We start from the raw sequence: 11,233 nt of genomic DNA, 5'->3' as shown, positions 1-11,233 counted from the left end.
TGCCAGCAGTCGGTAACCCGCCGATGACGCGCCACGACTCCTTCGTCTGCCATACAAGGCGTGCCAGCAGTCGGTAACCCGCCGATGACGCGCCACGACTCCTTCGTCTGCCATACAAGGCGTGCCAGCAGTCGGTAACCCGCCGATGACGCGCCACCGCTCCTTCGGCGAGCGTGGGCGGGGTCACAGTTCGCCTCGCACACTGCATAGTTCATGCCCAGCGAGAGAGGCGCACATTGAGCAGTCTGCTCAACGTATCGCGCATCGGTTGTGCGTTCAGCCCTTCAAGTAGAGGATGGCGACAAGAAATGCTCAACGAAGCGAAGCGCCCGATCGGCGCGTCGCGGACGGGTGGACTACATGACCGAGCTCGCGGACCGCGAACTGATCCCAGCCCCCTATGACCTCGCCGACCGCTACCGCGTCGGCGCCGGCACCGTTGTTCTCACCGGCGTCCAGGCGATCGCTCGACAGTTGGTCGAGCAGCATGTTCGTGATCTGCGCGCCGGACGCCGGGTCGGCACCTTCGTCTCCGGGTATCAGGGCAGCCCACTCGGCGGCGTCGACAAGATGCTCAGCGGGATGCCGAATGTTCTGGCCGAGCACGATATTTCGTTTGTCCCCGGTTTGAACGAAGAACTTGCGGCGACTTCGGTATGGGGCAGCCAGACGGATCTGCCCGCCGGCGCCGCGACCCATGACGGCGTTGTCGGAGTCTGGTACGGCAAGGGCCCAGGTCTCGACCGCGCGACTGATGCACTGCGGCACGCCAATATGTACGGCGCGAATGCCCGTGGCGGCGTGCTGTTGCTGGTCGGCGACGATCCGGCCGCCAAGTCTTCGACCGTGCCAGCGGTGAGCGAGCGGTCGTTGGCCGCGATGGGTATTCCGGTGCTGTTTCCGCGCAACTCCCGCGAGATCATCACCATGGGTCTGCATGGTGTCGCACTCTCGCGCGCATCGGGATGTCTGGTCGCTCTGAAAATCGTCGCCGATGTGGCTGATGGCGCATGGACAGTCGACGGCACGGTCGGCGATATCGATATCACGATCCCCGAGATCCACTGGGAGGGAACGCCCTTCACCTATCTGCAACGACCCATGGCCGCGCCGACGGACAGTGTGCTCGCCGAGGCCGACCTGTACGGGCCGCGCTGGAAGATGGTGCAGGCCTACAGCACACTCAATGAACTCGATGTCATCGAGGTGAATCCGGCGCGCGCCAGCGTCGGAATCGCCGCCACCGGAACCACATTCGACGCGGTGCGCCAGGCACTGATCGATCTCGGCGTCGACGATGACACACTGCATCGCGCCGGAGTCCGACTGCTGCGCATCGGCATGCCGTATCCCATTGCACCCGAGCGGGTCCGGCAGTTCGCCGACGGGTTGCAGCGGATTGTGGTCGTCGAGGACAAGACCGCGTTCATCGAAACGCAGATCCGCGAAATCCTCTACGGCACCGCCGATGCGCCGGAGATCATCGGCAAGCGCGATACCGGGAACCGGCCGCTGTTCGCTCAGGACGGCGAACTCACCTCGGGTCGGATCGTGGCACCACTGCGTCGTGCGCTGCAGGGACGGCTGGAGATGAAACGTCCCTTGCCGCAACCACTGTCGCTCTCGGTTCTGCCTGCGAAGCGGGCCGCGTACTTCTGCAGCGGCTGCCCGCACAACCGGTCCACCGCCGTGCCGGAAGGGTCGATCGCCGGTGGCGGCATCGGCTGCCACACCATGGTGACAATGTCCGGTCGCGACGACAGCAAGGTGACCGGGCTGACCCAGATGGGCGGTGAGGGAGCGCAGTGGATCGGACAGGCCCCGTTCACCTCGGTGCCGCATCTGTTCCAGAACATCGGTGATGGAACGTATTTCCACTCCGGACAACTCGCGGTGCAGGCATGTATCGCCGCGGGCGTGAACATCACCTACAAGCTGCTCTACAACGACGTCGTGGCGATGACCGGCGCGCAGGACGCCGAGGGCGCACTCGCGGTGCCCATGCTGACCCACAAACTCACCACCGAGGGCGTGCGCCAGATCATCATCTGCGCAGATGAACCCAAGAAGTACCGCAAGCGCGACCTCGCCGCCGGAACCCTGCTCTGGCACCGGGATCGGCTCGACGAAGCCCAGCGCACTCTGCGCGAAATTCCCGGCGTGACCGTGCTCATCTACGACCAGCACTGCGCCGCCGACGCACGCCGCCAGCGCAAGCGCGGCACGCTGGCGGTTCGGCAGACCCGGGTAGTCATCAACGAGGCGGTCTGCGAGGGGTGCGGCGACTGCGGCGTCAAGAGCAACTGTCTTTCGGTGCAGCCGGTCGATACCGAATTCGGCCGCAAGACCCGTATCGATCAGACCTCCTGCAATACCGACTACAGCTGCATGGACGGCGATTGCCCCTCGTTCGTAACGGTCGAGCTTCCCGCGAAAGCCGAGAAGCGCAAGGCAACTCGACGCCCCGAGCCACCGGTATTGGCCGATCTGCCGAACGACGCACCGGCGACGACCCAGAATGTGTTCCTCGCCGGTATCGGCGGGACGGGAATCGTGACGGTCAACCAGGTGCTTGCGACCGCGGCGTTGCGCGCCGGGTACGAGGTGGCGAGTCTGGACCAGATCGGCCTGAGTCAGAAGGCCGGACCGGTCGTATCGCACCTGCGCTTCGTGAGTGGCGAATTGGAACCGGCGAACCGCCTGACCCCGTGTTCGGCCGACTGCATCGTCGCGTTCGACCTGCTCGCCGCTACCGATAACAAGAATCTGGTCTACGGGTCGAAGCAGTCCACCTTGTCCGTCGCCTCGACCAGCAAGACCCCGACCGGCGAAATGGTCTACGACAAGTCCGTCGCGTATCCCGCAGAGCGCGAACTGCTTTCCCGGCTCGAGCAGGTGTCGCGATCGGTGCGATCGTTCGACGCACTGGCCGCGGCCGAGGTGCTGTTCGGCAATACCGCGGCCGCCAACTTCCTGCTGGTCGGCGCCGCCTACCAGATCGGTGGACTGCGCATACCAGCGTCGGCGATCGAAGAGGCGATCGAGATCAACGGTGTCGCGGTGCAGGCCAATATCGCTGCCTTCCGTTGGGGTCGGGTGGCGATAGCGCGGCCGGATGAATTCGCCGCCGTCACCACACGCAAGACGCACAAGCGCGCCGAGATCGCCATTCCGGCAGATCTTTTCGACGGTGTGACCGCGACGGGTGAGACGAGGCGACTGCTCGAACTGCGTGCCGTCGAGCTGATCGGCTTCCAGGGCGTGCGGGCGGCCCGCGACTATGTCCATACCGTGCAACGCATTTGGGATGCCGAGCGAAACGTCACCGACCGCACCGAGTTCAGCGAGCAGGTGGCCCGTGGCCTCTACAAGTTCACCGCGTACAAGGACGAATACGAGGTCGCCCGCCGCCTGACCGACCCGGCCTTCCTCGACCAGGTCAGCGAGCAACTCCCCGACGGCGCCAACCTGACCTATCGCCTGCACCCGCCGATCCTGCGCGCCATGGGACGCAAGAAGAAGATCGGCCTCGGCCCCAGCAGTCACTTCGCCCTGCGTGTCCTCGCCAAGGGAAAGCGGCTGCGCGGCACCAAATTCGACCCCTTCGGCTACGCCCATGTCCGCCGCGTCGAACGCACCCTGCTCGCCCACTACACCGAAATGGTGACCACCCTGGCCGCTGACCTCGACCCAGCAGACTATGACCGCGCAGCCCGAGCCGCAGCACTTCCAGACATGGTCCGCGGATACGAGGACGTCAAACTCGCCAACGTCGAGCTCTACCGAAACAGCCTGCACGACCTCGGCATCGAGCCCCCGCACCTCTAGCAGCCGCGGATCGGGACGCCCCGTCTCCGCGCCCGGCGCCCCGCAGACGGGGTGCCTGGTCGCGAGACGGGGTGCCCGGTTCGAATCGAAGGCACTCGCGACGTCCAGGTAGTGGCCCCGACGCACGCGGCACCATGCACGCCCGCTGAGCTCGTAGTCGGTGTACTCAGCAGCCAGCGCTGCGCGACGAGAAATCGGTTCAGGAATCCCCACACCCTCGATACTCGCCACTGATCCGGAGTTCGACCATCCCCGATTACCGAATTGGGGATAACTGCCAGGCTGTGGATAACTTCGGCTATCCGGTGATCGAACGGACCTGTTGTTCGTACTTCGCGCGGGTTGCGGTGTCGGCGGGGTGGAGGGCGCGGTTGCCGTCGAGTAGTCGGCGAACAAGGCGGACCGCGCGTTCGGGAGCGGCGGCAAGGGCTATGTCGACAGGGCCCAGGTAGTTCGGGACGGCTACTTCGGCCTTACGGGTTTCGCAGGTTTGCAGGATGGCGGCGGCCACGTCTTCGGGGTCCACGGTGGGCATGCCCTTGCCGAGGGCGAGGCCGGAGGAGAGACGGGTGCGAACCGCCGACGGCAGCACGCAGCTGACGCTGACGCCGTGCGGTGCGAACTCCAAACGCGTTGCGGCGGACAGCCCTACGGCGGCGAATTTGCTGGCGTTGTAGACGGCCAGACCCGCGACCGGTATCTTGCCCGCGAGCGAGGCGACATTGACGACGTGGCCGCGGCGGCGCTCGATCATGCCGGGCACCACGGCGCGCATGCCGTGGATAAGACCCCAGAGGTTGATATCGATGGTGGTGCGACCGACCGCGTCGGGCTCGTCGAGGAACGCCCCCGCTGGCATGACACCCGCATTGTTGACCAGTACATCCACCGCACCGAAGTCCGCGACGAGCGTGTCCCACTGGTCGCGGATACGAACGTCGAGCTGATAGGCGCGCGCGCCGATCGCGGCAGCGGCGAATTCGGCTGCGACAGTGTCGACATCGGCGATGGCGATTTCAGCGCCCTTCGCCGCGAACAGTTGCGCGGTCGACCGTCCGATGCCACGGCCCGCACCGGTGATCAGTACCCGCGCGCCCTTCAGGTCGATACCCGGATAACCGTGACCGAGAATATTCATGCGAAAGCTCCTTGTTCCAGCGCTCGCCGAGTGCTGCGCAGACTGTGTTCGAAGGTGTCGAGCCGGCGACGGCCGTCCATGAAATTCGGGCCCATTACCGCGAGATCGGCCGCGGTGGCGCCGATCACGAGGACGCGCGTACCTGCCGAACGCAACACGGCGACCTCGGCCGCTAGCTGAGTACTCATGCGATTGCGCAGCTGCCGCTCCAGAAAATGACCGGGACCGGACGCCGGGACGTCTTCGACGGAGGCCATGGGCGCGAGCACCAGTACCTCGTCGAGTTGTTGTGCGGCAAGGAGATCCACCGATGCGGTCGATCCGGCACCACCATCGATGAAGCGGCGTCCGGCAATAGAAACGGGCGGGAACCAGCCCGGGACTGCCCACGACGCGCGCAGCGCCGCACCCAGGTGCGCCGCTGGCGCATCGGGCGAGCCGAACGGAACCCGCTCTCCCGTCGCGTAATCCATGCCGACCAGCCAGGTCGCGGGATGAGGTACCCAGGATCTGCCGGGATTCAGGCGATCGGCCAGATGCTGCAGCCAACTCGCATCCCCACCGCCGATCGGCAGCAGACCGCTGCCCGCGGTGAGCAACCGCTGTCCGGTCGCGGGCGCACGCAGGCTCAATGCCAACTCACCCAGCCGCGGCCGGGGCAGCGGCGGGAACCGTCCGGGCTCGGCTCGCATATGCGCAGACAGAATCGGATTCGTCGAGGTACCGCGCTGCATCGCGACGAGTTCGTCCACGCCGATACCGCTGCCGAGCAGGGTTACCGTCTCGGCACCCGCCGACGTACCGAGCAGCACATCGGCCTCGCGCGGATCCCAATCCAGCACCTCGCGGATGGCGGCCAGCGCGGCGACGATCCAGGCGAACCCGAGCGTGCCGCCGCAGCCCACGGCCAGGGCGCGCCGTTTTTTGTTACCCATGGTTTCAAACACTAGCAGGATTCAAATACCTACGGTATCTGAAATCCATCGGTACGTAGAATCGGCGGCATGGCACGTCTGACCCGGTCCGAAAGCCAGGCCCGCACCAGGGCCGATCTGATCGCGACCGCCCGCGATCTCTTCCTGGCCGAGGGCTATGCGAAAACCAGCCTGGAACGGGTGGCCGAGGAGGCGGGCTACTCGAAGGGCGCGGTCTACTCGAACTTCCGGACCAAGAAGGAGCTGTGTCTCGAGGTGCTCGGCCTGATCCACTCGACGAAGTTCGGCGAGGTCGCCGATCTGATCGCGGCGGGCGAGACGCTCGACGATCAGCTGGCGCGATTCCACGAATGGGCCGAACACACCATCGGCGATGTCGGCTGGACCATGCTCGAATTCGAATTCGCCACGGTCGCCCGCGACGATCCGGAACTGCAGGCGGCGCTGGTCTCGAGCCTCGCCATGATGCGCGGCGCCGTCGCGGCGCAGGTGCAGACGCTTTCGGACACCATCGGAATCCCACTGCCGATGCCCGCGGAGGATGCCGCGACCGCGATCCTGAGCATGGGTATCGGGCTCGGCATGCAGCGAGCCGTCGATCCGTCGATTCCGGTCCGGCTGATCACCGATGCGGTGCGGCTGCTCGTGACTATGGGCGAGGGGCCGCTGCGCGCGATGAGCCCGGATCTCACGCCATGAAGTGCAATGTCCATTCGCCGCGGTAGTGCAGCCGGGTGACGCTGCCCGGCGGAATGTCGATCCGCCAGAACGATTTCGGCGGCGCGTCCAGGGTCACCAGCAGCGCCGCGCGGATCACGGCCGGATGGGTGACCGCGATGGTGGATTTGCCCTCGGAAGCGATTTCGGCCATCCAGTACCTGGTCCGCTCGACCACATCGGTGACCGATTCGCCACCGTGACCACGAAACTGCGGGTCGGTCAGCCAGGCATATAGCTCATCCTGCGGCACCGACATCAGTTCGCCGCCGCGCCAGGCGCCAGCGTCGAGATCGCGCAGCCTGGTGTCTTCCTCACCTGGAAGCCCCATCAGCGCAGCGGTTTCCACGGTCCGGCGTTCGGGTCCGGTGAGTACCCGCGCCGCGGTCAGGCGGCCACACGCCGCGATTGCTCGGCGCCCCGCCTCCGTCAGCGATTCGTCTACTGGAAAACGTGCCTTTCGCATCGCCTCGGTCATGCCATGGCTGACCAGGTCGAGTCTGAGCACCTTTTGCACGGTTGGAAGCGTACGGGGCGACGCTGGCGGCCGTACTTCGATTGCCACCCCTTCGCTCGGCCCTGGAATCATTTGCCGGACTCGAGGTAATCCGGGTGACGCTGCTGATTGTCGGTGCCCGGGTGCACACTGATGCCATGGCCCAGTTCTCCACCGCGACCCAAGAGTGGTTCGACGGCGCTTTTCCCGCGCCGACATCCGCTCAGCTGGGTGCATGGAAGGCCATTGCCGCAGGTGAGCACACGTTGGTCGTCGCGCCGACCGGTTCGGGTAAGACGCTGTCGGCCTTTCTGTGGGCCATTGATCAACTCGCGACTCGGCCTGAGCCCGCGGGCAAGGCGGGCACCTCGGTGCTGTATGTGTCACCGCTCAAGGCATTGGCGGTGGACGTCGAACGGAATTTGCGCGCCCCGCTTGTCGGAGTCACCCAGACCGCCAAGCGGCTCGGCCTGGACCCGCCGACGATCACTGTCGGTGTTCGTTCCGGCGATACCAGTCCAGCGGACCGGCGATCGATGCAGCGCACGCCACCCGACATTCTGATCACCACGCCCGAATCGCTGTTCCTGATGCTTACCTCGGCGGCCAGGGAGACGCTGAGCAATGTCGGCACAGTGATCGTGGACGAGGTGCACGCCATCGCGGGCGGTAAACGCGGTGCGCATCTGGCGCTGTCGCTGGCCCGATTGGATCTGCTCACCGAGCGGCCCGCGCAGCGGATCGGCCTCTCGGCGACGGTACGGCCGCCCGAGGAGGTCGGGCGGTTCCTGGTTGGCAATGCTGCGATCACCATCGTTTCGCCGCCCGCCCCCAAGACCTTCGATCTGTCCGTGCGCGTACCGATCGCGGATATGACCGAACCGGGCGATTCCGATCAGCCCGGATCGATCTGGCCGCATGTGGACGAGGCGATCGTGGATCTGGTACTGGACCACCGGTCTTCGATCGTCTTCGCGAATTCGCGCAGGTTGGCCGAGCGACTGACCGCGCGGCTCAATGAGGCCTATGCGGCGCGGCTGGGCGAGTCCGTCGAGAACGCGCCTGATATGCCCGACGCTGGGCGCTCCGTGGGTACGCGAGCTGGCTCCTCCGGGCCTGACGCGCGCGGCGGGCACAAGCCGCCCGCGCAACTCGGCGCACCCACCCAAGTGAGCCACGGCGCCGATCCGCTGCTGGCCCGGGCGCACCACGGGTCGGTGAGTAAAGAACAGCGGGCGCTGATCGAGGACGATCTCAAGAGCGGACGGCTGCGCTGCGTGGTGGCTACCAGCAGTCTTGAACTGGGAATCGATATGGGCGCGGTCGATTTGGTGGTGCAGGTGGAGGCACCACCTTCGGTGGCCAGTGGGCTGCAGCGGGTCGGGCGGGCCGGGCACCAGGTCGGTGAGATTTCCCGCGGAGTGCTTTTCCCCAAGCATCGCACCGATGTCATCCACTGCGCCGTCGCCGCACAACGGATGACGGCTGGACAGATCGAGGCACTGCAAGTTCCCGCGCACCCCTTGGACATCCTGGCCCAGCAGACCGTCGCGGCCTGCGCACTCGAACCCATCGATGTCGACGCCTGGTTCGAAACCGTGCGCGGCACCGGTAATTACGCCTCGCTGCCCAGGTCGGCGTACGAATCGGTACTCGATCTGCTCGCCGGTCGATATCCGTCGGACGAGTTCGCCGAATTGCGGCCCAGGCTCGTATGGGACCGCGACGCGGGCACCCTCAGCGGTCGGCCCGGCGCACAGCGACTGGCCGTAACCTCGGGTGGCGCGATCCCGGACCGAGGCCTGTTCGCGGTGTACATGGTCGGGGAAAAGGCCTCTCGGGTGGGCGAACTCGATGAGGAAATGGTCTACGAGTCGCGGGTCGGCGATGTATTCGCCCTCGGCGCGACCAGTTGGCGCATCGAGGAGATCACGTTCGACCGGGTGCTGGTCACGCCCGCGTTCGGGCAGCCGGGGCGGTTGCCGTTCTGGCATGGTGACGGACTCGGCCGGCCGGCCGAACTCGGTGCCGCACTCGGCGAATTCATTCGCAAGGCCGGTGCGCACTCGTCGAAGGATTCGGACGACCCCAAGAAGAACTCACCGGCGGATCCGGCAGTCGCGGCACTTCTACATGGTGCGGGCCTCGACGAGAATGCCACCGCGAATCTGGTCACCCTGCTCGATGAACAACGCACTGCCACCGGGCAATTGCCCACCGACAAGACCATGATCGTCGAACGCTTCCGCGACGAACTCGGCGATTGGCGACTGGTCCTGCATTCGCCGTACGGCCTGCCGGTGCATGCGCCGTGGGCATTGGCAATTGGTGCGCGGCTGCGGGAGCGGTTCGGCGTGGACGTCGCGCCGAATGCCTCCGACGACGGAATTGTGGTGCGACTGCCCGATACCACCGACGATCCGCCCGGGGCCGAACTGTTCGTATTCGAGCCCGATGAGATCGACGATATCGTCACCGAGCAGGTCGGCGGATCGGCGCTTTTCGCATCGCGATTCCGGGAGTGCGCGGCGCGGGCGCTGCTGCTGCCCCGACGCGATCCGGGTAAGCGTGCGCCGCTGTGGCAGCAGCGGCAGCGGTCGGCGCAATTACTCGATGTGGCGCGGAAGTTTCCGGAGTTTCCGATCCTGTTGGAGACGGTGCGCGAATGTCTGCGCGACGTTTACGATCTGCCGTCGCTGCGGGATCTACTAGGACGTGTGGCGCGGCGCCAAGTGCGGTTGGTCGAGGTGGAGACCGCGACGCCGTCGCCGTTCGCCAATTCGCTGCTGTTCGATTACATCGGGCAGTTCATGTACGACGGGGACAGTCCGCTGGCCGAACGTCGGGCCGCCGCGCTGTCGCTCGATTCGGGTCTGCTCGCCGAACTGCTCGGGCGAGTGGAACTGCGGGAGCTGTTGGACGCCACCGTCATCGAGCAGACCGAGCGGGAATTGCAACGGCTCACACCCGAACGGTTGGCGCGGGATGCGGAGGGGCTGGCCGATCTATTGCGGCTGCTCGGACCGCTTACCGCCGAGGAAGCCGAGCAGCGGTGCGTCGGCGTTCAACTCGACGATGCAGCGCCAACCGGCAGTCCGGCGGAATGGTTCGCCGCCTTGGTGAAATCGAAGCGCGCACTAGAGGTCACCTTTGCCGGACGGACCTGGTGGGTCGCGGTGGAGGATGCCGCGCGCCTGCGCGACGCGCTAGGCGTACCGCTGCCCATCGGCACCCCGGCCGCATTCATCGAACCGGTCGCCGATCCGCTCGGAGACCTGGTCGGGCGCTATGCCCGCACGCACGGACCGTTCACCACCGAGGCCGTGGCCGCCCGCTTCGGACTCGGCACCGCGGTCGCCGCGACGGCACTGCATCGGCTGGTCGCGGAAAAGCGTGTGGTAGAGGGCGAATTCACGCCGGCGGCCAGCGGCTCGGAATGGTGTGACAGCCAGGTGTTGCGCCGATTGCGCCGCCGATCGCTCGCGGCCGCCCGGCACGAGGTCGAACCGGTCGCGACCGCCGCCTTCGGCCGATTCCTGCCGTCCTGGCAACACATCGGCACCGGTGAGCTGCGCGGAGTCGACGGTGTCGCGGCGGTGGTGGAACAGCTTGCTGGAGTGCCGATTCCCGCTTCCGCATGGGAATCGCTGGTATTGCCCGCGCGGGTGCGCGATTACTCCCCGGCGATGTTGGACGAGTTGATGGCCACCGGTGAGGTCATCTGGTCCGGGCACGGCGCCATCACCGCCAAGGACGGCTGGATAGCGCTGCACCTGGCCGATCAGGCGCCGTTCACGCTGACGCCCGCCGACGAGATCGAGCTATCCGAGGTTCATCTGCGCCTACTCGATGCGTTGGGCGCATCGATCGCACCGTGGACTCCCATCGATGCCGATACGGAGGAACCCCCCGCAGGAACCGACCAGGTCGTCTCGCTGGATGATGATGCCGGGCAGGATGCTTCGGCGACCCGAGGTGTCTCGGCCAGCCGCTCAGCGCACCGCGACGGTTCGCCGATGCGACTCCCCCCGGTCTTGCACGGTGGCGGCGCGTACTTCTTCCGTCAGCTTTCCGATGCCACCGGACTCCTCGACGACACTCGCGTCGCGAGCGCCCTGT

The 11,233-nt window shown here is 66.2% G+C and carries 6 protein-coding genes and 1 pseudogene; 3 read left to right on the top strand and 4 right to left on the bottom strand.

Features of this window, described 5'->3' with window-relative positions:
• Positions 1-360 precede the first annotated feature (360 nt).
• Complete coding sequence (locus tag ACIBG0_RS12210) at positions 361-3,828, top strand: indolepyruvate ferredoxin oxidoreductase family protein (RefSeq protein ID WP_397031808.1); 3,468 nt, start codon at positions 361-363, stop codon at positions 3,826-3,828.
• A gap of 298 nt (positions 3,829-4,126) precedes the next feature.
• Here ACIBG0_RS12210 and ACIBG0_RS12205 read toward each other — a convergent pair whose 3' ends face one another.
• Both ACIBG0_RS12205 and ACIBG0_RS12200 read right to left on the bottom strand, forming a co-directional pair.
• Complete coding sequence (locus tag ACIBG0_RS12205; RefSeq protein ID WP_397031806.1) at positions 4,127-4,966, bottom strand: SDR family oxidoreductase; 840 nt, start codon at positions 4,964-4,966, stop codon at positions 4,127-4,129.
• Positions 4,963-5,901 (bottom strand): patatin-like phospholipase family protein, encoded by a 939-nt coding sequence (locus ACIBG0_RS12200; protein WP_397031804.1) that lies wholly within the window; start codon positions 5,899-5,901, stop codon positions 4,963-4,965. Before ACIBG0_RS12200 ends, ACIBG0_RS12205 begins: the two co-directional genes overlap by 4 nt.
• A gap of 69 nt (positions 5,902-5,970) precedes the next feature.
• On the opposite strand from ACIBG0_RS12200, the gene ACIBG0_RS12195 reads away from it, so the two are divergent.
• Positions 5,971-6,600 carry a TetR/AcrR family transcriptional regulator gene (locus ACIBG0_RS12195; protein ID WP_397031803.1) on the top strand — a complete coding sequence of 210 codons (630 nt, stop codon included), beginning with the start codon at positions 5,971-5,973 and terminating at the stop codon, positions 6,598-6,600.
• Here ACIBG0_RS12195 and ACIBG0_RS12190 read toward each other — a convergent pair.
• Positions 6,590-7,135: a histidine phosphatase family protein gene (locus ACIBG0_RS12190; protein ID WP_397031801.1), complete on the bottom strand. Its 546-nt coding sequence runs from the start codon at positions 7,133-7,135 to the stop codon at positions 6,590-6,592. The two genes, ACIBG0_RS12195 and ACIBG0_RS12190, sit on opposite strands and share 11 nt — an antisense overlap.
• Positions 7,136-7,272: 137 nt before the next feature.
• Here ACIBG0_RS12190 and ACIBG0_RS12185 point away from each other — a divergent pair.
• Positions 7,273-10,872: pseudogene (locus ACIBG0_RS12185) on the top strand (ATP-dependent helicase); the annotation flags it as partial.
• A gap of 84 nt (positions 10,873-10,956) precedes the next feature.
• Here ACIBG0_RS12185 and ACIBG0_RS12180 read toward each other — a convergent pair.
• Entirely contained in the window at positions 10,957-11,040 is an 84-nt protein-coding gene (locus tag ACIBG0_RS12180; RefSeq protein WP_397032005.1) for a hypothetical protein, read from the bottom strand.
• Between the last annotated feature and the right edge of the window lie 193 nt (positions 11,041-11,233).

This window comes from Nocardia sp. NPDC050630 (genome assembly GCF_044457245.1).
Lineage (GTDB): Bacteria > Actinomycetota > Actinomycetes > Mycobacteriales > Mycobacteriaceae > Nocardia.
Note: the sequence above shows the minus strand (reverse complement) of the source record. Positions and strands in the feature narration are given on the sequence as shown.

Coding starts and splice junctions, on each gene's coding strand:
- ACIBG0_RS12210 (WP_397031808.1), top strand. CDS start 361: ATGACCGAGCTCGCGGACCGCGAACTGATCCCAGCCCCCTATGACCTC.
- ACIBG0_RS12205 (WP_397031806.1), bottom strand. CDS start 4,966: ATGAATATTCTCGGTCACGGTTATCCGGGTATCGACCTGAAGGGCGCG.
- ACIBG0_RS12200 (WP_397031804.1), bottom strand. CDS start 5,901: ATGGGTAACAAAAAACGGCGCGCCCTGGCCGTGGGCTGCGGCGGCACG.
- ACIBG0_RS12195 (WP_397031803.1), top strand. CDS start 5,971: ATGGCACGTCTGACCCGGTCCGAAAGCCAGGCCCGCACCAGGGCCGAT.